The 25,039-nt window shown below is 50.0% G+C and carries 22 protein-coding genes and 1 riboswitch; of the genes, 12 read left to right on the forward strand and 10 right to left on the reverse strand.

The annotated features are described in order from the left end of the window. The first annotated feature begins 23 nt into the window (after positions 1–23). Positions 24–602, forward strand: coding sequence for a thymidine kinase (locus VPR01S_RS04095; RefSeq protein ID WP_021704040.1), 579 nt, complete (start codon positions 24–26; stop codon positions 600–602). A 70-nt stretch (positions 603–672) separates the two neighbouring features. Here VPR01S_RS04095 and infA read toward each other — a convergent pair whose 3' ends face one another. From infA to aat, 3 genes are all read right to left on the reverse strand, one after another. Then, the gene (gene infA / locus VPR01S_RS04100) at positions 673–891 is read right to left on the reverse strand and encodes a translation initiation factor IF-1 (RefSeq protein ID WP_001040192.1); all 219 of its coding nucleotides are present in this window, start codon (positions 889–891) and stop codon (positions 673–675) included. A gap of 82 nt (positions 892–973) precedes the next feature. Then, a complete protein-coding gene (locus VPR01S_RS04105; protein ID WP_021704041.1) occupies positions 974–1,672 on the reverse strand; it encodes an arginyltransferase in 699 nt (232 codons plus the stop codon). Then, the gene (gene aat / locus VPR01S_RS04110; RefSeq protein ID WP_021704042.1) at positions 1,669–2,391 is read right to left on the reverse strand and encodes a leucyl/phenylalanyl-tRNA--protein transferase; all 723 of its coding nucleotides are present in this window, start codon (positions 2,389–2,391) and stop codon (positions 1,669–1,671) included. The genes VPR01S_RS04105 and aat overlap by 4 nt, the downstream gene beginning before the upstream one ends. Before the next feature lie 26 nt (positions 2,392–2,417). On the opposite strand from aat, the gene VPR01S_RS04115 reads away from it, so the two are divergent. Further along, complete coding sequence (locus tag VPR01S_RS04115) at positions 2,418–2,873, forward strand: outer membrane lipoprotein (RefSeq protein WP_021704043.1); 456 nt, start codon at positions 2,418–2,420, stop codon at positions 2,871–2,873. Between the two features lie 137 nt (positions 2,874–3,010). After that, entirely contained in the window at positions 3,011–4,291 is a 1,281-nt protein-coding gene (gene aroA, locus VPR01S_RS04120; protein ID WP_021704044.1) for a 3-phosphoshikimate 1-carboxyvinyltransferase, read from the forward strand. Positions 4,292–4,374: 83 nt separating this feature from the next. Here aroA and VPR01S_RS04125 read toward each other — a convergent pair whose 3' ends face one another. Further along, a complete protein-coding gene (locus VPR01S_RS04125; protein ID WP_021704045.1) occupies positions 4,375–4,620 on the reverse strand; it encodes a YciN family protein in 246 nt (81 codons plus the stop codon). Between the two features lie 328 nt (positions 4,621–4,948). Between VPR01S_RS04125 and topA the strand changes: the two genes are divergently transcribed. The 4 genes from topA to VPR01S_RS04145 all read left to right on the forward strand — a co-directional run bounded on the left by topA (position 4,949) and on the right by VPR01S_RS04145 (position 11,670). Then, positions 4,949–7,576: a type I DNA topoisomerase gene (topA, locus tag VPR01S_RS04130; protein WP_021704046.1), complete on the forward strand. Its 2,628-nt coding sequence runs from the start codon at positions 4,949–4,951 to the stop codon at positions 7,574–7,576. A gap of 449 nt (positions 7,577–8,025) precedes the next feature. Next, positions 8,026–9,243, forward strand: coding sequence for a glucose-1-phosphate adenylyltransferase (gene glgC / locus VPR01S_RS04135; RefSeq protein ID WP_021704047.1), 1,218 nt, complete (start codon positions 8,026–8,028; stop codon positions 9,241–9,243). Further along, positions 9,233–10,690 carry a glycogen synthase GlgA gene (glgA, locus tag VPR01S_RS04140; RefSeq protein ID WP_021704048.1) on the forward strand — a complete coding sequence of 486 codons (1,458 nt, stop codon included), beginning with the start codon at positions 9,233–9,235 and terminating at the stop codon, positions 10,688–10,690. Before glgC ends, glgA begins: the two co-directional genes overlap by 11 nt. Before the next feature lie 182 nt (positions 10,691–10,872). Beyond that, positions 10,873–11,670: an alpha/beta fold hydrolase gene (locus VPR01S_RS04145; RefSeq protein ID WP_040902243.1), complete on the forward strand. Its 798-nt coding sequence runs from the start codon at positions 10,873–10,875 to the stop codon at positions 11,668–11,670. Between the two features lie 3 nt (positions 11,671–11,673). Here VPR01S_RS04145 and VPR01S_RS04150 read toward each other — a convergent pair whose 3' ends face one another. From VPR01S_RS04150 to torD, 5 genes are all read right to left on the reverse strand, one after another. Next, entirely contained in the window at positions 11,674–11,994 is a 321-nt protein-coding gene (locus VPR01S_RS04150) for a putative signal transducing protein (protein WP_021704050.1), read from the reverse strand. Beyond that, the gene (locus tag VPR01S_RS04155; protein ID WP_021704051.1) at positions 11,991–12,683 is read right to left on the reverse strand and encodes a TVP38/TMEM64 family protein; all 693 of its coding nucleotides are present in this window, start codon (positions 12,681–12,683) and stop codon (positions 11,991–11,993) included. The genes VPR01S_RS04150 and VPR01S_RS04155 overlap by 4 nt, the downstream gene beginning before the upstream one ends. Before the next feature lie 151 nt (positions 12,684–12,834). Continuing rightward, positions 12,835–13,425: a TfoX/Sxy family DNA transformation protein gene (locus VPR01S_RS04160; protein WP_021704052.1), complete on the reverse strand. Its 591-nt coding sequence runs from the start codon at positions 13,423–13,425 to the stop codon at positions 12,835–12,837. A gap of 113 nt (positions 13,426–13,538) precedes the next feature. Continuing rightward, a riboswitch (cyclic di-GMP riboswitch) is annotated at positions 13,539–13,623 on the reverse strand. A 156-nt stretch (positions 13,624–13,779) separates the two neighbouring features. Then, positions 13,780–14,784 (reverse strand): HTH-type transcriptional repressor PurR, encoded by a 1,005-nt coding sequence (gene purR / locus VPR01S_RS04165; RefSeq protein ID WP_021704053.1) that lies wholly within the window; start codon positions 14,782–14,784, stop codon positions 13,780–13,782. Between the two features lie 232 nt (positions 14,785–15,016). Beyond that, positions 15,017–15,664, reverse strand: a complete 648-nt coding sequence (gene torD / locus VPR01S_RS04170; RefSeq protein WP_021704054.1) for a molecular chaperone TorD — start codon at positions 15,662–15,664, stop codon at positions 15,017–15,019. A gap of 237 nt (positions 15,665–15,901) precedes the next feature. Between torD and torR the strand changes: the two genes are divergently transcribed. Beyond that, the gene (torR, locus tag VPR01S_RS04175) at positions 15,902–16,609 is read left to right on the forward strand and encodes a two-component system response regulator TorR (RefSeq protein ID WP_021704055.1); all 708 of its coding nucleotides are present in this window, start codon (positions 15,902–15,904) and stop codon (positions 16,607–16,609) included. Positions 16,610–16,669: 60 nt separating this feature from the next. On the opposite strand, the gene elyC is transcribed toward torR, so the two are convergent. Beyond that, positions 16,670–17,491 (reverse strand): envelope biogenesis factor ElyC, encoded by an 822-nt coding sequence (gene elyC / locus VPR01S_RS04180; RefSeq protein WP_040902260.1) that lies wholly within the window; start codon positions 17,489–17,491, stop codon positions 16,670–16,672. Positions 17,492–17,605: 114 nt separating this feature from the next. On the opposite strand from elyC, the gene cmoM reads away from it, so the two are divergent. From cmoM to mukB, 4 genes are read left to right on the forward strand one after another with little or no spacing between them, the layout of a single operon-like run. Next, positions 17,606–18,397, forward strand: a complete 792-nt coding sequence (gene cmoM / locus VPR01S_RS04185; protein WP_021704057.1) for a tRNA uridine 5-oxyacetic acid(34) methyltransferase CmoM — start codon at positions 17,606–17,608, stop codon at positions 18,395–18,397. Beyond that, the gene (gene mukF, locus VPR01S_RS04190) at positions 18,394–19,731 is read left to right on the forward strand and encodes a chromosome partition protein MukF (RefSeq protein ID WP_021704058.1); all 1,338 of its coding nucleotides are present in this window, start codon (positions 18,394–18,396) and stop codon (positions 19,729–19,731) included. The genes cmoM and mukF overlap by 4 nt, the downstream gene beginning before the upstream one ends. Beyond that, a complete protein-coding gene (gene mukE, locus VPR01S_RS04195; RefSeq protein WP_021704059.1) occupies positions 19,712–20,434 on the forward strand; it encodes a chromosome partition protein MukE in 723 nt (240 codons plus the stop codon). The genes mukF and mukE overlap by 20 nt, the downstream gene beginning before the upstream one ends. Then, positions 20,431–24,888, forward strand: coding sequence for a chromosome partition protein MukB (gene mukB, locus VPR01S_RS04200; protein ID WP_021704060.1), 4,458 nt, complete (start codon positions 20,431–20,433; stop codon positions 24,886–24,888). Before mukE ends, mukB begins: the two co-directional genes overlap by 4 nt. Positions 24,889–25,039: the final 151 nt, after the last annotated feature.

Raw genomic sequence — 25,039 nt, forward strand, 5'->3', positions numbered from 1 at the left:
AACATGATTATGGGAATCCCTTAGTGGCTCAGATGTATTTCTATTACTCGGCAATGAATGCGGGTAAATCCACCACGCTTCTTCAGTCTTCGTTTAACTATCAGGAGCGCGGTATGAATCCTGTGGTTTATACCGCAGCCATCGATGACCGTTATGGCATCGGCAAAGTTGCGTCACGCATTGGGTTACAATCCGATGCCTATCTGTTCCGTGAAGAAACGAATCTGTATCAGGATATCGACACGCTGCACCTCAAAGAGAAAGTGGACTGTATTTTGATTGATGAGTGCCAGTTTTTGTCCAAACAGCAGGTTTATCAATTGACTGAAGTGGTCGACAAGCTGGATATCCCGGTGCTGTGTTACGGTCTGCGTACCGATTTTATGGGCGAGTTGTTTGAAGGTAGTCAGTATCTGTTAGCCTGGGCAGATAAGCTGATTGAACTGAAGACGGTGTGTCACTGTGGTCGCAAAGCCAATATGGTGATTCGCACAGATGAACATGGTACGCCAATCAAAGAGGGTGATCAGGTCGCCATTGGTGGTAATGATAAGTACGTATCTGTGTGTCGCTATCACTACAAAACGGCTCTGGATAAATAACTGCCTGTCGAACAGCATCAAAAAACGGAGCCATCGGGCTCCGTTTTTTGATGTATTCGATAATCAGAGATTAACGAGCACGGAAGACGATGCGGCCTTTAGAAAGGTCGTATGGAGTCATCTCTACAGTTACTTTGTCACCAGTAAGAATACGGATGTAGTTCTTACGCATTTTACCAGAGATGTGAGCAGTAACTACGTGACCGTTTTCTAGCTCAACACGGAACATTGTGTTTGGAAGAGTATCAAGGACCGTGCCTTGCATCTCAATTACGTCTTCTTTAGCCATTTAATCCTCTTTAATAAAATGGGCGTTTTCAACGGCCGAAATAATGCCGTTAAAAGGGATATAAGTAAAGTTGTGGCGTATTCTACCCTTGCCAACGCTGATTTACTAGCCTTTGATGGCGATGAAAGCGGACTTTGTAATTCATCGCTGGGCATTCGTCTATCTGATAACCGAGGTACAGCCAGTGTTTTTTCTCCTGGCGGCAGTATTCGAGTTGCAGCAGCACCCCAAGGGTACCAAGGGACAGGGGGTAATCCGGATCGTAGAAGGTATAGAACGCGCTGGCACTGCGGGGCATGACATCGGTGACCGCGACACCAACCAATTGTCCTCGGTCGTAGATGTGCAAAAATTGCGTATCGAGCCATTCACACTTAGCGAATTGGTAGAAGTCCTGTTTTTGCGGCGGGTACATCGAGCCGTTTTTGTGACGCGCTTCGATGTAACGGGCATATAGGGAAAACCAGTTGGGATCCAGATCCGACTTAAGGCACCAGTCAAGGTGACGGGCTTTGTTCAATAGGCGTTTCTGGCTTTTTGACATGGTAAAATCAGGCACCGCCACACGTAAAGCCTGACATGCCTGACAATGGTCACAATGCGGCTTGTATATTGTATCGCCACTGCGACGGAATCCGTTGGCGAGCAGCACTTCATAGCTTTCGTTGCTGTGCATCTGGTTATCCAGTGCGACGGCGACCCGTTCTTCACGACCTGGCAAGTAGCTGCAGGCATGACTGTCGGTTAATCCAATGCGGATATGTTGAATGTCAGAGCTCATTCTTCATCCTCTGAACTAAGCGTTAACCACTGAGAATCGAAGCATCCCGACGAGGTGGTTTTCTCCCTAAAGGATAGCAAGGAATGTATAAAATCGTCGCGTTCCAGTGACGTGGCGCCGAGCGATTCAAGATGTGGATTCATCACCTGGCAATCAATCATCTGACCTTGATGGCGAGCAAAGTGGCGGCAGAAATACCACAAGGCGACTTTGGATGCATTGGTCGACAGACTGAACATGGACTCGCCACAGAACAGTTGGCCGACACTCACGCCGTACAGCCCGCCCACTAATGTGTCACCCTGCCACACTTCCACCGAATGACAGTGGCCTTGTTGAGCTAAACTGAGGTAAGAGCGGCGCATATCGGTATTCAGCCAGGTTTCCTCTTCGCGGCGTGTTGCCGCGCACAAGCGGATGACCTCCTCAGTCGCACGATTGAGACTGACACGATATTGTTGTTTGCGCTGAAACTTTTTAAGACTTTTTGCTGGTTTAAATGTCTTAGGATTAAAGACGGCGCGAGGTGAGGGGCTCCACCACAGAATGGGCTCTCCTGGACCATACCATGGGAAAATACCATGTTGGTAAGCAGAGTAGATGCGCTCAGGGTGCAGATCTCCGCCGAACGCCAGCAGTCCGTTTGGGTCACTCAGTGCTTCATAGGGCGACGGGAAAGAGAAGTCGTCAGGGCTGAGTTCGGTAAGATAGATCGTCATACAGATGTTTTAAAGGAGTCATTCAGGTGAGAAAGTGGTTTTGGATCTTATTAATTTTTCCCTTCGTTGCCAATGCCGCATACGACAGAAATACGGCGCGTCCAGTCAATCAGGTTGTATTTGGCCAGGTTGATTCGGTGCGCTACATCTCGCAACAAGATATTGTTCAATCCAAAGCCAACGGATGGGAAACCCTGTTGGGCGCGGTGATTGGCGGGGTGGTCGGTAACCAGTTTGGTGGTGGGACCGGTAAACAGGTTGCTACCGCTGTCGGAGCGGTAGCAGGGGCGGGTATTACCCGTAGTCACGCGCAGCAGGAATACCGGGTTGAATACAAACTTGTGGAGCTGTTGATTCGCACCAAAGACGACAAGTTGATCGACGTTATTCAGGACATCGATAACAACATGCTGTTTGAGCGTGGTGATGAGGTCCGCATTCTGTACTTCGACAATGGCGTGAGAGTGGATAAAACCTATTGAATATGAGGGACGAAATAAAGCGTCGTTTAGGCCAAATTTGGGGTGGTGCTGGGGCACGAATTTAGATAGGCTGCAAGTACGAAGAATTTTTATTCACTGCCTTGGGATATGGCAGTGACCAAGGATAATCAACTTTAATGGAAAGCCTTACGTTACAACCTATCAACAAAGTTAACGGCGAAGTCAATTTGCCGGGATCAAAAAGTGTTTCTAACCGCGCTCTTTTGCTGGCGGCTCTAGCTAAAGGCACCACCCGCCTGACCAATCTGCTCGACAGTGATGACATCAGACATATGCTCAATGCACTGTCAAAACTCGGCGTATCCTATCGTTTGTCGGACGACAGAACCGTCTGTGAAGTCGAGGGACTGGGCCAGCCATTTTCGGTGACAGAGTCCGTCGAGCTGTTTTTGGGCAACGCTGGCACAGCAATGCGTCCACTGGCGGCGGCGCTGTGTTTAGGACAAGGTGACTGCGTACTGACTGGTGAACCGCGGATGAAAGAGCGTCCGATTGGTCACCTGGTGGATGCGCTGCGTCAGGCTGGCGCGGATATTGAGTATCTGGAGAGCGAGCATTACCCGCCACTGAAAATTCACGGCACGGGTCTACAAGGTGGTACGGTCGAAATTGATGGCTCGATCTCAAGTCAGTTTCTGACGGCGTTTTTGATGGCGGCGCCACTGGCACAAGACAACGTTACTATCAAGATCGTGGGTGAACTGGTGTCAAAGCCTTACATTGACATCACGCTGCACATAATGGCGCAGTTTGGTGTTCAAGTGATCAACCGTGACTATCAGGAGTTTGTCGTCGAAGCGGGTCAGACCTATCAGGCACCGGGGGATTTTCTGGTGGAAGGTGACGCGTCGTCGGCTTCGTATTTTCTGGCGGCAGCCGCCATCAAAGGCGGGCAAATCAAAGTCACCGGGATTGGTAAACACAGTATTCAGGGCGATATTCAATTCGCTGATGCACTCGAGAAAATGGGCGCGGAGATTGAATGGGGGGCGGACTACGTGATTGCGCGCGCTGGTGAGCTCAATGCCGTGGACATGGACTTCAACCACATTCCGGATGCAGCCATGACCATCGCAACGACCGCGCTGTTTGCCAAAGGGACGACGGCGATTCGTAACGTGTACAACTGGCGGGTCAAAGAAACCGATCGTTTGGCGGCGATGGCCACTGAGCTGCGTAAAGTCGGCGCTGAGGTCGAAGAGGGGGAAGACTACCTGATTGTGACACCGCCAGCCAAACTGGCACACGCGGCGATTGATACCTACGACGATCATCGTATCGCAATGTGCTTTTCACTGGTGGCATTGAGTGATACGCCTGTGACCATCAATGATCCTGGTTGTACGTCAAAAACGTTTCCGGATTACTTTGATAAATTAGCCGCTCTAAGCCAGTAATACACGTGGTTAAAACAAAGCCTTGGTTGTTCGCCAAGGCTTTTTTGTTGCCGTCATGACCCTAAGTTCGGCCTGATGTGGGTTCACACCAGTGTAAATTCTTTTGACAGATGATGCGCCAGGTATTTGAACATGTTAAATACGGCCGTGGTTTTAGGGGTTGGCAGGCCGTTTTCGTCGAGAAAATATTCGCCTTTGAACACCAATACGTCGTCTTTTTCCTCGACGGAGTCGGCGCGCATGCCCTCTATATAATCGTCATGATCCTGAATAATCTGATTGGCAATCAGCAACAAATCAAAAGATGAAATCGGTTTTCTGTCGCCCATAATGACATCCTACTGCTATGAAATGAAACCTGACTCAGTGTAGGGGCATGCCGGGGAATTGCAACACTGTTGTTTTTGTGACTCCCAACAAATATTTGTTCCAAGCACTGGTGAGCGTTACATTGTCGCGTTTAGTATGTGGCACTTTCCAACTGGTACGGTGATTTTGGAGTAGATCATAACCGTTGAATTGTCGAGCAATTGGATTTTATTTTTCGAAAAAGATATTGATCTTCTTTTAATCTCGCTCAATAGTAAAAAAGAAGTAATAGTTTAAGTACGTCATGCGATAATTTTCGCACCGTGATTAAGGGCATTTGAGTCAGTTATGGGTAAATCACTCGTCATCGTGGAGTCGCCAGCCAAGGCCAAAACTATCAACAAATACCTTGGTAAGGACTTTATTGTTAAGTCCAGTGTTGGTCACGTCCGCGATCTTCCGACTGCGGGCCAGAGTACAGGGAATGGCAAGAAAGCCGCCGCTGTATCGACCAAAGGCCTGAGCGCAGAAGAAAAAGCGCGCATCAAGAAAGAAAAAGATCGCAAAGCACTGATCAAAAAGATGGGTATCGACCCATTCCATGGCTGGGATGCGAATTATCAAATCCTGCCGGGTAAAGAGAAAGTGGTCGCCGAGCTACAGAAGCTGGCAAAAGACGCCGACAGCGTCTATCTCGCAACCGATTTGGACCGCGAAGGAGAAGCCATCGCTTGGCACCTTCGTGAGATCATCGGTGGCGATGAAGAGCGATACAAACGTGTAGTCTTTAATGAGATTACCAAAAACGCCATCCAACAAGCGTTCCAGGATCCTGGTGAGCTGAATATGGATGGTGTGAATGCCCAGCAAGCGCGCCGTTTTATGGACCGCGTCGTGGGCTTTATGGTGTCACCACTGCTATGGAAGAAAGTGGCACGGGGTTTGTCTGCTGGCCGCGTTCAGTCGGTCGCTGTGAAACTGTTGGTTGAGCGTGAGCGCGAAATCAAAGCGTTTGTGCCGGAAGAGTTCTGGGATATTCACGCAGACACCAAAACCACAGATAAAACTGATTTCCGCCTTCAGGTCGCGCAGAAAGATGATGTTGCCTTTAAACCGGTGAATGAAGCGGAAACTCAGTCAGCGATAGCGGTGCTGGAAAACGCTCGTTACGAAGTCTGCAAACGCGAAGATCGCCCGACCAGCAGTAAGCCATCGGCACCGTTCATTACCTCCACGTTGCAACAGGCGGCAAGCACGCGTCTGGGCTATGGGGTGAAAAAGACCATGATGTTGGCTCAGCGTCTCTATGAGGCGGGTTACATCACTTACATGCGTACTGACTCAACTAACTTGAGTTCAGAAGCTGTAGACGCGGTACGGAGCTATATCGGTAGTGAGTTTGGCGATGCATATTTGCCAGCCGCGCCGCTGAAATACGGCAGTAAAGGTAACGCACAAGAAGCGCACGAAGCGATTCGTCCTTCCAGTGTGGATGTCAAAGCGGACGATCTTGAAGGCATGGATCCGGACGCGCACAAACTGTATGCGCTGATCTGGAACCAGTTTGTCGCATGTCAGATGACGCCGGCAAAATACGATTCAACGACCGTCAGCGTTAAGGCGGCGGAATACACGCTCAAAGCGAAAGGCCGTATTCTGAAATTTGACGGTTGGACACGAGTGCAGCGCCCTCTGGGCAAGAATGAAGACCAGATTCTGCCAGCGGTTCAAGTTGGCGATACGCTGGATCTGATTGCACTCGATCCGAAGCAGCACTTTACCAAGCCACCTGCGCGTTACACCGAAGCGGCATTGGTCAAAGAGCTGGAAAAACGTGGCATCGGCCGTCCGTCAACATATGCCTCGATCATCTCGACGATTCAGGATCGCGGTTACGTCAAAGTGGACCAGCGTCGTTTTTATGCTGAGAAAATGGGTGAAATCGTTACCGATCGTCTGGATGACAGCTTCCAGGATCTGATGAACTACGACTTCACGGCGCGAATGGAAGAGAAACTCGACCAAATCGCAGAAGGTGACGCGAGCTGGAAAGGCGTGCTGGACAACTTCTTCAAAGACTTCTCTGGTGATCTGGAGAAGGCGGAGCAGGACGAAGAGCACGGCGGTATGAAGCCGAATCACATCGTCATGACGGACATTCAGTGTCCGACGTGTTCGCGTCCGATGGGGATTCGTACTGCATCGACGGGTGTTTTCCTGGGCTGTTCCGGTTATGCTCTGCCGCCAAAAGAACGTTGTAAAACCACCATTAACTTAGGTGATGAAGAAGGCATCATCAACGTGCTGGAAGAAGACGTTGAAACCGCCGCTCTGCGCGCTAAGAAACGCTGCCCGATCTGTGAAACTGCGATGGACGCGTATCTGATCGACGATAAGCGTAAACTGCACGTTTGTGGTAACAACCCGAACTGTGACGGTTACCTGGTAGAGCATGGCGAGTACAAGGTGAAAGGTTACGACGGCCCTGTGGTTGAGTGTGATAAGTGTGGCTCAGACATGGTGCTTAAAAACGGTCGCTTTGGTAAGTACATGGACTGCACCAGCGAGTCATGTAAAAACACGCGTAAGATCCTGAGAAACGGTGAAGTCGCGCCACCTAAAGAAGATCCGGTACACTTCCCTGAACTGCCGTGTGAAAATTCAGATGCGTACTTTGTGTTGCGCGATGGTGCTTCTGGCTTGTTTATGGCGGCGCACAACTTCCCGAAATCGCGTGAGACACGTGCTCCGCTGGTGGAAGAACTGGCGCGTTTTGCCGACCGTATTCCGGAGAAGTACCAGTATCTGACTACGGCGCCAACGCACGATCCAGAAGGTCGTCCGGCGGTGGTGCGTTTCAGCCGCAAGTCAAAAGAAAACTACATCCGTTCTGAAGTCGAAGGTAAACCTTCCGGTTGGACTGGTTTGTACATCGATGGTAAATGGGAAATTACCGACAAGCGCAAGAAGAAATAACGCTTGCCCCTCTCCTCTAAAAACGCAGCAATCTTGCTGCGTTTTTTTATTTCCTCCACTGTCATATCAGTGACAAAAGCGTCGGTTACTCTGACCCGTTACAAATAATCACATTTAAAGTGTGGAAAAGAATTGCTCAAATCTGATGCCAACTTCACTATGTCTACACGGATGTTCGGTGTGATGACCGAGTATGCTCACTGTTAATCTGCTGTATTAGTCTCAGAAAAATGTGTGATTGGGTTCAGACTCGACACAAGTAACGCGCTCTAACCCTAAAGTACGAGGTGTTTTAAATTGCAATATGCATATAGTTCGATACCTTGTTAGGTATTTTCTGGTCAGCGGTTTAACCGGAAACGCTAAGATGTTGGATATGGAATGTGGATAAGTCCCCCCAAAATTTCAAATGCTTATCTGCAATTATAAAAATGATATGGAGATAGAAAATGGCTGGTGTTTTAGGAATGATTCTCGCAGGTGGTGAAGGCTCACGTCTTAGGCCTTTGACCGAATCGCGCAGCAAGCCCTCGGTCCCGTTTGGTGGCAGTTATCGTCTCATCGACTTTGCCCTGAATAACTTTATTAATGCCGACCTGATGAGAATTTATGTTCTGACACAGTTCAAGTCACAATCCTTGTTTCACCACCTCAAAAAAGGCTGGAACATTAATGGAATTACTGATCGTTTCATCGATCCGATTCCGGCGCAGATGCGTACCGGCAAGCGATGGTATGAAGGGACAGCGGACGCCATTTATCAGAATCTACGTTTCATGGAGCTGGCGGAGCCGGATCAGGTCTGTATTTTTGGTTCTGATCATATCTACAAAATGGACATCAAGCAGATGCTTGAATTCCACAAACAGAAGCAGGCTGCGCTCACGGTGTCGGCGCTGCGCGTGCCGGTTGCAGAAGCCTCTCAGTTTGGGGTGATCGAAGTGGATGCTCAGGGACGCATGGTGGGTTTTGAAGAGAAGCCGGCACAACCCAAAGCCATTCCGGGTGATCCGGAACATGCGCTGGTGTCGATGGGGAACTACGTTTTTGAGGCTCAGGTTCTGTTTGCAGAATTAATTGAAGATGCAGCCAACCAAGCGTCATCACACGATTTTGGTAAAGACATCATCCCCAAAATGTTCCCTCGTGGTGATGTCTACGTGTATGACTTCAGCACCAACACCATTGCGGGAGAGAAGAACAAAGTCTACTGGCGAGACGTCGGTACCATTGACGCTTACTGGCAGGCTCATATGGATCTGTTGGAAAACGACGCGCCGTTTTCTCTCTACAATCGCAAGTGGCCCCTGCATACCTATTATCCGCCACTGCCGCCAGCCACGTTTACTGATTCAGATAATGGCCGGGTGCAGATTATTGACAGTTTGGTGTGTAATGGCTGCTATGTGCGAGGGTCGCGAATTGAAAAATCTGTACTTGGATTTCGCAGTAATATTGCATCTGCCTGTGATATCAGTGAAAGTATCCTTCTGGGAGATGTCAAAATCGGTGATGGATGTGTGCTGCGCCGGGTCATTATCGACAAAGATGTCGAAATTGCACCGGGTACTGAGATAGGCGTGAACCTGTCACAGGATAAAAAGCGCTTCCATGTTTCTGATGAGGGCATTGTGGTCATTCCAAAAGGAGCAAGAATTGGCTACTGAGAAGTTGTCTGTCCTGTTTGTTGCATCAGAAGTTGAAGGGTTAATCAAGAGCGGCGGTTTAGCGGATGTGGCTAAAGCGCTGCCTGTGGCATTGCGTGAGTTGGGTCAGGACGTGCGCATTGCAATGCCCGCTTACAGTAAAATCGGCGATGTGGAGACGTCGGAAGTTCTGCTCGATACTGAGCTGGAGCATTGGCCTTACACGCCATATCGGGTACGTAAACTCGATGTCTCATCGGTGCCTGTGTATGCCATCGAATGTCCGCAGTATTTTGAGCGCGCTGAAATGTATGCAGAAAATAATCAGGCGTACCGTGATAACGGGGAGCGCTTTGCGTTTTTCAGTGCTGCTTGTCTGGATATGCTTCCCAAACTGACTTTTAAACCAGACATTGTGCATGCCAATGACTGGCACACGGGATTAGTGCCATTCCTGCTCAAGAAACGCTATAGCGCCAATGATTTTTTCCGCGGTATGAAAAGCGTTCTTTCGGTACACAATGCGGTGTTTAAAGGCGTCTTCAGCTACGATGAGCTGGAGTCGGTGCCGGAACTGCACTCGCGTTATGTGCCTGAGGCGGCAGTCAGCCCGACACACATTACCATGCTAAAAGCCGGAGTGATGTCAGCGGACAAGATTAATGCTGTCAGCCCGACGTACGCTGAAGAGTTGAAAACGGAGCTGGGTAGCCACGGTATGGCAAAAGAGTTCCTCAGCCGGGCGAGCGACTTGGTGGGGATCCTCAATGGGTGTGATTATTCGTCATGGGATCCTGAGACGGATCCGCACCTGCCACTGCCTTATGACGCTGAGGCGAGCAGTATGCTGGCGGGAAAACAGGCCGCGAAACAGGCACTGCAGCAGGAACTCGGGTTGCCCCTGCGTGAAGTCGCTATGTATGGCATGGTCTGTCGTCTGACCCATCAAAAAGGCGTCCACTACTTGTTGCCGATCCTCGAAGCGTTTTTGCGCCACGATCTACAGCTCGTGATGGTTGGAACTGGCGACCCGATATTGGCCTCTCAGCTTAAGGACATCGCTGCGCAGCACGGGCACAAATTTGTCTTTGTCGAGGCGTACAGTGAACGCCTGGCGCATTTGGTGGAAGCCAGCTCGGACTTTTTTCTTATGCCTTCTGAGTTTGAGCCATGTGGTCTCAATCAAATCTATAGCATGGCGTATGGTGCAGTGCCGATTGTACGCGGTGTGGGTGGACTTAAAGACAGTGTCACCGACTACGACTCGGATCCGGATAACGCAACCGGGTTGATTTTCAATGAGCCAGATCCGCAGGTTCTGTTGCTGATGTTGCAGCGCTCTCTGCTGCTGTATGTTCAGAATCCGGCGGAGATGCAACGCATTCAGCTTAACGGAATGCGTGAAAACTTTTGCTGGTCTCAGGCTGCGAAGCAGTATCTGAGTCTTTATCAGGCCGCACTTCAGTAGCCCAGGTTCAGACTGGGACTTGGATAAACAGGTGGCCAGATACGAGTAAAAACTCGACCAAATAATGGTCAAATGAAGGCATGTTCTCCGATAATTTGACATGAGGTCAGTAGTGACCGGTGAAATTTGTGGTAGGCTTCAACTCCTGTTGACGAATAACCCAGTTTGAGACGCTTTGCCTGATGAGTGACGCTTTACTGTTTCATAAAACATACTCGCATCCGACCAGTAAGGAATGGGTGGTGTTTGTGCATGGCGCCGGCGGCAGTTCCTCAATCTGGTTCAAGCAGATCAAGGCCTATAAAGCGCATTTTAACTTGTTGCTGGTGGATCTGCGCGGGCATGGTAAGTCCAACCAGCTACTCAAAGAGCTGATCGCCAATCATTATACGTTTAAGTCAGTGACCTTGGATGTGTTAAAGGTACTGGATCACCTTAAGATCCAGTCAGCTCACTTCGTAGGGATGTCGCTCGGCACGATCATTGTACGTAATCTGGCCGAGATGGCAGCCCACCGGGTCAGGACGATGGTGCTCGGCGGCGCAATTACCCGGTTGAACACGCGTTCTCAACTGCTGGTTAAACTGGGCAATCTGAGCAAGCATATTTTGCCCTATATGTGGCTCTACAGTTTGTTTGCCTACATTGTGATGCCTCAGCGCAGTCAGAAAGAATCACGCCATCTGTTCATTCGTGAGGCCAAACGCCTTTGTCAGAAAGAGTTTAAGCGCTGGTTTGTGTTGGCGGCTGAAGTCAACCCGCTGATGCGTTATTTCAAGGAAAAAGACCTGCCCATCCCCACGCTCTACCTGATGGGCGCTCGTGACTATATGTTTATCCAGCCGGTGAAAGAGATGGTTGCTGTGCACCGAACCAGTGAGCTGCGAGAAATTCCTGATTGTGGCCATGTGTGCAACGTTGAACAGCCGGATGTCTTTAATCAACATTCGATAGAATTCATTAAACGCCACACCCACTAAGGGTTACTCTGTTGGGTGAGGGGCGCCACACTGCCAGCAGGCGCCGAATTGTGGCTCGTTTTCTTCCCCGCATCGCTGGCAGCGCCATAAGGTGCCGGCTTCCGTATTCGATTGTTGATGATAGGCATCGATGATGCTCTGCGCCAACATCTTTTGCATTGGATTCAATAACCAGATGTACGGATCGGTGTCCTCCCCAAATGGCAATTCGCCTTTGAGGCCAAATAACCCTTCTCCGCGGACCTCGCACTGGATCCGCTCGGCTTTAAGCAACTCGCAAACGATATGCGCCTCTGTTGGGTTATTGGCGACAAAAATTTTCATCCGGCATTTCCGTTGACGTTAGGGGAAAGGCGAAGCTTCACCATAATCCATTTCACCACGATAGGAAACAGACCTAGCAACACAAATGAAGCCAGGACCGCCGGGGACACAATCCCAGACAGGCTGTCTATCTGCGCCAGTTGCGTACCCGCGTTAAGGTAGACCGCGGTTCCGGGAAGCATTCCCAACTGACTCACGAGATAGAAGCGCAGGACAGAAATAGGGGTCAGCCCCATCAGTAAGTTGATCAGAAAAAACGGAAAGACGGGAATCAGTCTTAACGAAAACAGATAAAACGCGCCGTCGCGTTCTACCCCTTGATTGATGGTGGTCATTTTGTCGCTGAATTTGCTCTGAACCCAGTCACGTAAAAGATAGCGAGAGCTGAGAAACGCCAGGGTAGCACCGATAGTGCTGGCGAAGGACACTAAAATCAAGCTGGTCCAGAAGCCGAATAGAGCCGCTCCGAGCAAGGTTACGACCGCCGCACCTGGGATTGAAAACGCGGCAATTGCCACGTAGGCGACGAAATAACTCAACGCCGCCACCGCGAAGTGATCGCTGATGAACTCTCCCAGTGCGGCTTGTTGGGCCTTGGCATTGTCCAGAGTCAGATACTGGCCGAAATTAATACCAAGGAAAATGATCAGTCCAACCAGCAGTACGCCAACCAGCAATTTCTTATTCATCGTGAGTCCTCTTTGAAAACGATTGGCCAATCACTGATTAGGTGTTGTCCGGTTACTATAGCAAGACAGGCAACCGACAGAAAAAATTTCATCGTCCGTTTTGGTAAGCAGTATCAATAAGAAAAAAGCCAGCATAATGCTGGCTTCGGGGTTAGCTTAGGCGATTGATCAGTTCGTCTCGCCTGGATTGAGGGATCACCGACCAGTGAGTGCCGTTAATGGCGCCCTCCAGTGCCCACAGTAGCTCCAGACCGACATCGGCGGAGTGGGTATCACAAATCGCTTTATAGGCGGCCACAGAGCCGTGGCGCTCCAGATCTTCAACAGAAGAGATGCCTGCCTTTTTCAGCATGCGCTCAGTGGCAAGTCGAAGGTTGGGAAGATCTTTCAACCGGTTAGGTTTCGCGGTTGCCTGAGAGGCTTTTTCTTTTTTTGCTGACTCTAGCGCAGATTTCGCTTCATTCAGGGTTGCTTCATGATCGTCGTTCCAGCTATCAGGCAGTGCAAAATACTTTGTCACAACGGGAAAGCCGCGCTTCTTATAAACGTAAGGTTCATATCCTTGTTGCTTAAACTTTGCAGTAGTCTGCTCGTTAGCGCGGATGTGAAGCTTTTCGTTTACTACCAAAGCAAACATTGTGTCGTCGACAAAAATACCAAAACCACCAAACATTGAACGAGATTTGACGCGTCCTAGTTGCTCAAAAAGTCGCATTGAATCTTTAAGTACTGGTTTATCCATGTTTTTATTTCTCGGTGTATGTGAATACGCCACCAAATCAGGTCCGAGAGGTTAGCAAAAACATGCAATCGGTGTGTCAAATAGCAGTAAACTTGCTGAATGCATTTTTTGCCATCGGCAACCCCGCTACCTACCAGGTTCTGGTTTAGGCCGGAGGCTTTGCGTCCCACCCTTTCAGATGGTTTGCCCTGTGCGTGGCTAATGTAACCAATTTAAGCATAAATAAATTTTGCCCAGAGCTTCACAAAGTGTGGTTATAAATGTGATCTTGCTTCAGGAAATTGATGGTGTGAAATGCGTTTAGTAAATAGTAAGTCACTAATACTAAACGCATTTTTATCAATAAGTGAGAGGTTAGTTCAGTTTTTTGACTGTACAGCGTTCGACAATTTCAGGGTGCATTTCGAAGACACGTTTCTCGTGTTCTTTGTCTTTTATACGCTCCAGCAGGATCTCAAATGCGTTCTTTCCGACCCGGCGCTTCGGCTGGTGAACGGTCGTTAGTGGTGGTGAGAAGTACTCTGCCAACTCTATGTTGTCATAACCAATGACGGACATATCTTCCGGAACCCGGATGCCTTTTTGCTGCAGACGACTCATCAGACCCAGGGCCATGGTGTCGTTAAAGCAGAAAATCGCGGTCGGGCGTTTGTCCATCGCGGCAATTTTGTCTGCCGCTAATACAGCGGTGTCGCACTCGAAGTTGCCTTCCAGGATCCAGTCTTCATTTACCGGTAGCTTGGCTTCTCCCATGGCGCGGCGGAAACCCAGAATTCGTTCCTGACAGGCTGCTTTTTCAAAGTGACCGCTCAGGCAGGCGATGTCGGTGTGGCCGTGATCGATCAGGTATTTCGTCGCCAGGTAGCCGCCTTCTTCTGAGTTATCGATGATCTTGTCTGCCTGGGAGCTTGCCGGGCCCCAGTCCATAATGACTTTCGGAATGTCTGCGTGACGCTCAAGCATTTCCGACAGCTCTTCGGTCAGATCAGAGCACATTACCAGGATACCGTCGACGCGCTTCTCAGCCAGCATGCGGATGTAGTCCCGTTGCTTTTCGTAGATACCGCCGGTGTTACACAGGATCAGCGTATAGCCTTGACGGTAACAGTAGCTTTCTACCCCATCGATCACTTCCGAGAAAAACAGGTTGGTTGATTGAGTGACCAGCATACCGATGGTGCGCGTGGTATTGCATTTCAGGCTACGCGCAACGGCACTCGGGGCATAGTTCAGCTCTTTCACCGCTTCCATCACTTTTTCTTGGGTGGCTTCAGCAACAAAGCGGGTTTTGTTAATCACATGGGATACAGTCGTCGTTGAAACGCCGGCTAAGCGTGCGACATCTTTAATGGTAGCCATAAGGTTCTGTCCTGTTGTCACCTGCCAGGTCAACCGGATTCCCCCGGCCTGAGGCAGTAAGTATCAGAAACACAAAAACCGCTTAAAGACAGCGGTTTGCATTCATCATCATATTTTTATCGTTTGCGATCACGATTTTAGACTGCTCTGCCGCAAGTGGCAATTAAAAAACCATCGCCTGGATAAGGCGATGGTCACAAAATGTTAATCTTGTCAGAGAGGGGCTTCGCGCTTATTCACCAACCAGATATTGGCAATCAAGCTCGAGAAATGCTTCCAACAGTGCGGCAACCGCTGCATAAAACCCAAACTGATCATACTGCTGACAACGTTGACTGAACTGAGGAACCCAGGAGAGCAGATGTTGACGGATAAAAACTTCCTGATCCAGCAGCGCCTGATCGAGGTGCTTTTCCTGTTCCAGTTCGTTAGAGCGGATAATCATGTTGCCAAGGAAATCGAGTTCTATCGCCAGATGATCGGCTGGCTCGTTGAGGGATTTGTCGACCGCCACACCGTGATGTGCCATCACGGCTTCCATTTCAATGGCTGGCTCGTCATTGAGCAGACCCGATTTACCGATATAAATGGAGGCGTAAGGTAAAGCGGCGTCTTTGTCTGATTTCAGGAACAGATCGCAAAAATCCGCAGCCAGTTCAAGTGGCGCGTCTGTTCGGTCCATCAGGCGATTTAAGGCATCCACCAGTTGGTCAGAGGCCGGTTTCAGCGTGCTATTTTCGCCAAGCCCGCTCAGAAAAGCGCGGATCTGAGGGGAGTGATACTGCTCAATGTCGGCCTCGGTCAGCTCTTTGGCAAACAAGCTGGATAACCACCAGTAAATTTCAGCTCGTTTTTCATTGAACGCTTTGGTTTCTTGCATGGATTAAGCTCCGGAAATTCTGATACTTCTAAGTTTAATGGATAAAGATGAATAGCGGTAACGCCATGTATGACAAATTATCGCGGCTTATGACGAAATATGAATGGAGTGGTGAAGGTTGTCTTGAATCAATAAAAAGCCAGCTTTCTTCGAATTCGCACCGCGGAGACTAGAATTGTGACTAGTTATGAATAGAATAATTATCGTAAACCATTCCAATGATTCAAAGTGGTGTAAATGAGCTATCACGTATTAGTAGTAGAAGATGATGCGGTGACTCGCAGTAAACTGGCGGGCTATTTTCAGAGTGAAGGTTACCAGGTCAGTGAAGCGGAGAATGGCGATCAGATGCGCGATATGCTTCAGGCTCACGCGGTCGATTTAGTGATGCTGGACATCAACCTTCCTGGCGGCGATGGCCTGATGTTAACGCGTGAACTGCGCAGTCAATCTGATATTGGAATTATCCTGGTGACAGGGCGCACGGATAGCATCGACAAAATCGTCGGCCTAGAGATGGGCGCGGATGACTACGTTACCAAACCGTTTGAGTTACGCGAGCTGCTGGTTCGGGTCAAAAATCTCTTGTGGCGTATTTCACTTGCCCGTCGTGGCGGACAAATCTGTGAGGAGCAGGATGGCAACGTGATTCGTTTTAGCGACTGGACGTTTGATGTGCAGCGCCGCGCCTTAAGTCGCAACGGTGAACCGGTGAAGCTGACGAAGGCGGAATATGAATTATTGGTGGCGCTCTCTTCCTACCCGAATCAGGTACTGAGTCGCGAACGAATCCTGAACATGATCAGCCACCGGGTTGATGCGCCGAACGATCGCACCATTGACGTGTTGATCCGCCGGATGAGAGCGAAAATGGAATTCGATCCCAAGAACCCGCAAATTTTCGTAACGGTGCATGGCGAAGGCTACATGTTTGCCGGCGATTGATCGTATACGGAAACAAAAAAACCGAAGCGTTGGCTTCGGTTTTTTATCGCTGAAATTGCTCTACTGCGTCTCACCGTCGCTCAACTGGCTTTGTTCGGCTTCGATCGCTTGCTGCTCGTAATCCGAAACCCAGTTGCGCATCGACTGCCAAATCCTGCCTAACGTTTCATGCCAGTAGCGCTCAGTTTGTTCAAGATACACGGCTTTTGGGGTGTACTTATCCCAAGCCTGAGCAATGTTGGATTGCGCCAGATAATTGGTCGGCGCAGCAATTGGTGACAGACCCGCGGAGTTAAACTCATTCATTGCACGTTGCATATGGCTGGCGGAAGTCACCAACACTAATTTACGTTGTTGTACAAACGCCGCCGCCTGACGCGCTTCTTCCCAGGTGTCTTTGGCGGTTTCCAGCAGAATAATATCTGATTTAGATACTCCAAGCGCCAACGCGACTTTCGCCATCATGCGCGCATTGCTCATCTCCGAGCCACCCGCATAACCGGACAGAATCAACTTTGCGCCCGGATACATACGCACAATCCGAATGCCTTCGGTAAGGCGCATCAGACTGGCACGGCTCAGTTCTGAGGTGGGCGGAATACGGTCATCCACCACATGTGAGTTGCCCAGAACCATCACGTAGTCAATGGATTCATCCACAGGCAGAAAAGCAGAATACTGACGCTCCAAAGGCATCAACAGACGAGTGGATACTGGCTGGAAGGCGATCAGAAAAATGCCCATTAAGGAGAAAAGCACCACAAAGCAGCCAGACTTTCTTTTGGTGGTAAACATTATCAGCATCAGACCGATAAAGCCGATGATTAACATCGCTGGAAGCGGCATCAGAAGAGATGCGACAACTTTTTTCAGCTCAAACATACTTAAATAGTCCGAAAAAACATCACTTGATTGAAAAAAGGGCATAAAGCCTCTTTAATCCTGCCATTCCTATGACAGAATAGCAGCACGATTCGTTATCATAACCTAACCGCAGTGACTCAAGACCGTAATTTCGACGATATTGCCCACAAATTTGCAAAAAATATTTACGGCTCCGATAAGGGAGAGATTCGCCAAATTATTGTTTGGGAAGATCTTCTTAACCTGTTGTCGCAATTTTCTCAGCCCTCACTTCACGTTCTTGATGCCGGGGGCGGGCTGGCTCAAATGTCACAGAAGCTGGCTAAATTAGGCCACAGGATTACGTTGTGTGATCTATCTTGCGAAATGCTACAGCTAGCTGAGCAGGATATTGCAAATAACGGGCTGCTTGAGCAGTATCGCCTGATTCATTCTCCGGTCCAGTCGATTGACCAACATCTGGATGAACCTGTGGACGTGGTGATGTTCCATGCGGTCATGGAGTGGCTGGCCGATCCGAAAAGTGCGTTGGATAAAGTGTTGGCGCAGGTCAGGCCGGGAGGAATGGCATCGGTGATGTTCTATAACCATCACGGTCTGGTATTTAAGAATGCAATTTGTGGCAATATTCCCCATGTGCTGAAAGGTATGCCGCATCGCAAACGATTTAAGTTACAGCCGCAGCAAGGGCTCAAACCGGAAGAGGTCTACCAGTGGATGGAAGACGCTGGGTTTGACATTTGCGGCAAATCCGGAATTCGCTCCTTCAGTGATTACATTGGCAACATGAAGAATATGGGCGACTACGAATTTGACGATGTACTGGCTCTGGAAAAACAACTATGTAGACAAGAGCCGTACCTCTCACTAGGTCGATACATTCACGTATGGGCCAAAAAGAAACAAGAACAGGAACAACAATGAGTGAGATGACTCTCGATGCTGCGGAGCAACCAATTGATGAATTGGTCGGCTGGGTAAAGCAGCAAGATTTCTCATTGAACCTGACAACAGAGCGACTGGCGTTTTTGATTGCTGTCGCTGTATTAAGCAACGAAAGGTTTGATGAAGAGCTAGGTGAAGGAGAACTGCATGATGCGTTTACCATCGTCACCCGCATGTTTGCGGAGACGGGGGAAGCATCCGCATTCCGCGCCAACAACGCGATCAATGAAATGGTGAACCAGCGCTTGCTGAGTCGGTTCACCAGTGAAGTCAATGATGGCGCAAGTATTTACCGCCTGTCGCCGCTGGCGATTGGTATCACCGATTATTACGTGCGTCACCGCGAGTTTTCTAAGCTCAAGCTGTCGATTCAACTGTCGATGGTGGCGGATGAAATGGCGAAAGCCAAAGAGGCGGCGCTGAAAGGCGGAACCCCAGGTCATTGGAAGAAAAATGTCTACGGCGTATTGCGCTACTCCGTTGGTGAGATTTTTGATCAAATTGACCTCAACCAACGCGTTATGGATGAACAGCAGCGCTCAGTCAAAGAACAAATTGCAGAGCTGCTGAACAAAGACTGGCGCGATGCTATTAACAACTGTGAAGCGCTGCTGTCTGAAACCTCTTCGACGTTGAAAGAGCTTCAGGATACCCTGCAAGCCGCCGGAGACGAGCTCCAGACTCAGATCCTCGATATTCAGGAAAAGGTGTACGGTGACCCAGAGCTGGAGTTTGTCGAGGAAACGCTGTTTGGCCTGCAAATGAAACTGGATCGAATCACCAGTTGGGGTCAGCAGGCGATTGATCTGTGGATTGGCTATGACCGCCACGTGCATAAGTTTATCCGTACTGCGATCGACATGGACAAAAACCGGGCGTTCAGTACCCGTTTGCGCCAGTCGGTCAAAGACTATTTCGACATGCCTTGGTATCTCACTTATGCAGATGCCGAGCGTCTTACTGATTTACGTGATGAAGCTTTGGTGCTTCGTGATGATGAGGTAACCGGCCAGGTTCCTCTCGATATGGAGTTTGAAGAGTTTCAGCAAGTCAATGATGAGTTATCTGAGCGCATCGGCGCCATGTTACAGGTACACAAAGACAGCGGTTCGCCGATTGATCTCGGCAGTGTTCTGCGCGACTACCTGTCAGCACACCCACACACTCATCATTTTGATTTAGCCCGTATTGTTGTCGACCAGGCCGTGAGACTCGGTTATTCAGAGTCCGACTATCAGGCTGTTCAGCCTGACTGGCAAGCGATCAACGATTACGGTGCAAAGGTACAAGCAAATGTCATCGACCGATACTAATGAATACATGCCAGACAATCTGGTAAAAGCGATTTCCAACCCGTTGTTTCCTCAATTGGATAGTATGCTGCGCGCCGGGCGCCATATTTCCAGCGAAGATCTGGATAACCACGCGTTGCTGTGTGATTTCGAAGTTGAGCTGGCGTCGTTCTACCAGCGTTACAACACTGAGCTGATAAAAGCACCTGAAGGCTTTTTCTATCTACGTCCACGTTCGACCTCATTGATTGGCCGTAGTGTGCTTTCGGAGCTGGATATGCTGGTGGGTAAGGTACTGTGTTTCCTCTACCTTAGCCCGGAGCGTCTGGCCCACGAAGGGATTTTCACCAATCAAGAGCTGTACGAAGAGCTACTGGCCCTGGCGGATGAGAAGAAACTGATGAAGCTGGTCACCAATCGGGCGACTGGCTCTGATATGGATAAAGAGAAGCTGTTTGAAAAAGTGCGTACGTCGCTGCGCCGTCTGCGCCGTCTGGGCATGATCATTAACATCGGTGAAACCGGTAAATTCAGTATCAGTGAGTCGGTGTTCCGCTTTGGCGCTGATGTGCGTGTTGGCGACGATATGCGCGAAGCACAGCTGCGGCTCATTCGTGATGGTGAGGCGGTGGTGCATACACAGGAGCCAAGTCAGGGCAGCCTGCTAAATGACGACGACAATGAAGAAGACAACAACGAGCAAGAGTTAGAAGGTGAAGCATGATTGAACGAGGTAAATATCAATCGCTGACCATGGTCAACTGGAACGGCTTTTTTGCTCGTACATTTGATATCGATGGTTTGGTAACCACTTTGTCCGGTGGTAACGGTGCGGGTAAATCAACCACCATGGCCGCCTTCATTACGGCATTGATTCCGGATCAAACGCTGCTGCATTTTCGTAACACCACGGAGGCGGGTAGCAATCAGTCGTCTCGTGACAAAGGTTTGTACGGTAAGCTCAAACCCGGTGCATGTTACGCCGCACTGGATGTTCTGAACTCTCGTCATCAGCGCTTGACGTTTGTTGTTAAGCTGCAGCAGGTCGCCGGCCGTGACAAGAAAGTAGATATCAAGCCGTTTGTTATTCAAGGCTTACCGAGCCATCTCAAACCGACTGATGTGCTGGTGGAAACGGTCTCTAGCAGCCATGCGCGTGTGCGCCAGATTAATGAAGTCAAAGACGCGCTGGGTGAATACGAAGGCGTTCAGTTTAAAACCTTTGCGTCCATCGTCGATTACCATGCTCAGATGTTTGAGTTTGGGGTAATACCTAAGAAGCTGCGCAACTCCAGCGACCGCTCTAAGTTTTATCGTCTGATTGAAGCATCTCTGTATGGTGGTATCTCAAGTGCGATTACCCGCTCATTGCGTGACTACTTACTGCCTCAAAATGGCGGGGTGAAGAAAGCGTTCCAGGACATGGAATCGGCGCTGCGTGAAAACCGCATGACACTGGAAGCGATCAAAACCACTCAGGCGGATCGTGATCTGTTTAAGCATTTGATCACTGAATCGACCAACTATGTGGCCGCAGATTACATGCGCCATGCCAACGATCGCCGTAATAAGCTGGAACAAACGCTGTCACTACGCAGTGAACTGTTCGGCTCGCGTGAAACCTTGGTACAACAAAATGAACTGCTTAACCGTGTTCATGAAGAGCTGGAGATGTTGGTTGAGCAGGAGTCGGCACTGGAAATGGATTACCGCGCCGCTTCAGATCACCTCCAACTGGTACAGAATGCATTGCGCCAGCAGGAAAAGATCGAACGCTATCTGGAAGATCTGGAAGAGCTCAATGAGCGTCTGGAAGAGCAAATGATGGTGGTTGAGGAAGCGCAAGAGCGTGTGATGATGGCCGAAGAGCAGGCTACCGTTACAGAAGAAGAGGTCGACAGCCTCAAGACGCAACTGGCCGATTACCAGCAAGCGCTCGATGTTCAGCAAACCCGTGCCCTGCAATATCAACAAGCGATTCAGGCACTGGATAAAGCCCGTCAATTGCTGGGTGATAACACTTTGACGGCAGAAGGTGCACAAGCGTTAGTGGCACAGTTGAAGGCTCAGGAAAGCGCGAACACCAATACCTTGTTGTCGGTTAAGCACAAGCTGGATATGTCGTCAGCCGCCGCTCAACAGTTTGATACTGCATTGAAGCTGATTACCGGAATAGTCGGCCAGATCGAACGCAGTGATGCAGCTGATAAAGCCCGGGAAGTGATTCGCAAAGCCCGAGACGCTGAACAAACGATCCAGAATGAGCAGCAGTGGCGCGCGCAGCATCGTGATTTAGAGCGCAGCATCAATCAACAGCGTCAAGTCCGCGAACTGACAAGCGAATATCAGAAGCAGTTTCATGTCTCGCTGGACGACGAACTGACGCTGGAGCAAGAGCGCGAACGCCACGCATTGCAGTTGGAGTCACTGGATCTGGCTCAAGAAGAAGTGCGTGAGCAGCGCAGCGAACTGCGTCGGAAAGAGCAGGATCATTCGGCTGAAATTAAGCGTCTTGAATCCATCGCACCGGCCTGGATCAGTGCGAACGATGCACTGCAAACGTTGCAGGAGCAAAGTGGCGCTGAATTGTATGACAGCCAGGCAGTCATGACGCAGATGCAACAGGCACTGGAGCAGGAAAAGCAGCAATCCATTGCGAAAGACAAGCTGGCGGATCGTCGTGCGACGCTGGAAAACGAAATCGAGCGTTTAGCGTCACCGGGTGGCTCAAACGATCCACGTCTGAAAGGGTTAGCTGATACCTTGGGCGGCGTGCTGCTGTCTGAAATCTACGACGACATCACGATTGACGATGCACCGTACTTTAGTGCCATGTATGGTCCTGCCCGCCATGCGATTGTGGTATCGGATCTCAGTGACATTGAAGAAAAACTGGTCGAGCTGGACGACTGTCCGGACGATCTTTACATCATTGAAGGTGATGTGGATGCGTTCGATGACAGCTCGTTTGATGCGGAAGAACTCGAAGGTGCGGTGTGCGTGCGCATGAACGCGCGTCAGTTACGTTATTCCCGTTTGCCTGAAATTCCATTGTTTGGTCGGGCGGCGCGTGAACAGCGTCTTGAGCTGTTGCGTAATGAGCGCGAAGAGGTGGTTGAACAACACGCTAAAGCGGCGTTCGATTCCCAGAAACTGCAACGTCTGTATCAGGCATTCAACAGCTTTGTGGCAAAGCACCTGCAGGTTGCCTTTGAAGCGGATCCGGAACAGGCGCTACAAGCTTTGCGTGATAAGCGCAATCAGGCTGCGCGCCAGTTGGCGGATCTGGATACCAAAGAACAACAGTTGCGCAGTCAGCTGACGAGCAGCAAACAGGCGCTGGCTGCGCTGGACAAGATTGCGCCGAATATGGTGTTGATCGAAGACGACACACTGCAAGCCCGCTATGAAGAAATCGAAGCAAAGATTGCTCAGTTAAGTGACGCGAAAGTGTTCATCAATCAGCATGGTAAAGCCATTGCGGAGCTGGAAACCGTGGTGACGGCGCTGGACGCAGACCCCGAGCAATTTGATGCTCTCGAAGCTGAGTACCAGCGCGCCGATGAAGCACTGCAGTCGCTGAAGAAGCAGATTTTCGCATTGTCTGATCTGGTCGAGCGTCGCCACTACTTTGCTTACTCAGATTCCGTTGACCTGCTTAACCAGAGCAGTGAACTCAGTGAACAGCTGAAAGCCAAACTGGTGGAAGCAGAACGTGCCCGAACTCGATCCCGTGAAGAGCTCAAGCAAGCTCAGGGTCAAATGAACCAGTACAATCAGGTATTGGCGTCTCTGAAAAGCTCGCATCAAGCCAAGTTGGAAACCGTGCAGGAGTTCAAACAGGAACTGCAAGAGTACGGCGTGAATGCCGATGAAGGCGCGGAAGAGCGAGCACTGCGCCGCCGTGACGAGTTGCACGAGCGTTTGCATGCTTCGCGTGGTCGCAAGAGTGAATACGAACGGACGATTACCTCAACGGAACTGGAAATGAAGACGTTGGCCAAACGTCTGAAAAAAGTCCAGAAAGATTATGTTGAGCTGCGCACCTTTGTCGTTGCAGCCAAAGCCGGCTGGTGCTCGGTGCTGCGCCTGGCGCGTGAAAACGATGTTGAACGTCGTCTGCACAAGCGTGAACTGGCGTACATGAGTGCCGATGAACTGCGTTCGATGTCGGACAAATCGCTGGGTGCGCTGCGTCTTGCGGTTGCAGATAATGAGGACTTGCGCGATGCGTTGCGCCTGTCTGAGGACAATGCACGTCCAGAGCGTAAAGTGTTGTTCTACATCGCTGTTTACCAACATCTGCGCGAGCGAATCCGTCAGGATATCATTCGTACTGATGATCCTGTGGAAGCGATTGAAGAGATGGAAGTGGAACTGGCGCGCCTGACAGAAGAACTGACACAGCGTGAGAATCGTCTTGCGATCAGCTCTGAGTCGGTCGCAAGTATCATCAAGAAGACGATTCAGCGTGAGCAGAACCGTATCCGTATGCTCAACCAAGGCTTGTCGAACATTGCCTTTGGTCAGGTAAAAGGGGTGCGTCTCAACGTGAAAATCCGTGAGAGCCACGAAGTGCTGCTGGAAAGTCTGGCGGCTCAACAGGAGCAGCACAAAGATCTGTTTGAAAGCACCCGCTTTACGTTCTCTGAAGCGATGGCGAAGCTTTTCCAGCGAGTGAACCCGCATATCGATATGGGGCAACGTTCGCCACAAGTATTGGGTGAAGAGCTGCTGGATTACCGGAACTACCTTGAACTGAGCGTCGAAGTAAACCGGGGTTCGGATGGTTGGTTGCAGGCGGAGTCGGGCGCATTGTCGACCGGTGAAGCGATTGGTACGGGTCAGTCAATCCTGCTGATGGTGGTCCAAAGTTGGGAAGAGGAGTCTCGCCGTCTGCGAAGCAAAGACATCATGCCGTGTCGATTGCTCTTCCTGGATGAGGCGGCGCGTTTGGATGCCAAATCGATCTCAACGCTGTTTGAACTGTGTGATCGTCTGGATATGCAGCTGCTGATCGCGGCCCCAGAAAACATCAGCCCGGAAAAAGGCACCACCTATAAACTGGTGCGTAAAGTCTTTAAAGACCATGAGCATGTTCATGTGGTTGGATTGCGCGGGTTTGGTCAGGTGGACAAACCGAAGAGCGAAGCCCAGGAATTGGTCGAAGAGCTCTAACTCTTACTAAACGTTTGAATACAACGCCCGCTTTTGCGGGCGTTTTTTCTAGGCCTGACTACCTATGCGCTTAATGTACGCAATGCATTCCATGAAGCGAACTCAACCATGCAAGGTTTCATGCTACCCGGGATAAGAAACCGTTATGGAT

The organism is Vibrio proteolyticus NBRC 13287 (genome assembly GCF_000467125.1).
Taxonomy (GTDB): Bacteria; Pseudomonadota; Gammaproteobacteria; order Enterobacterales; family Vibrionaceae; genus Vibrio; species Vibrio proteolyticus.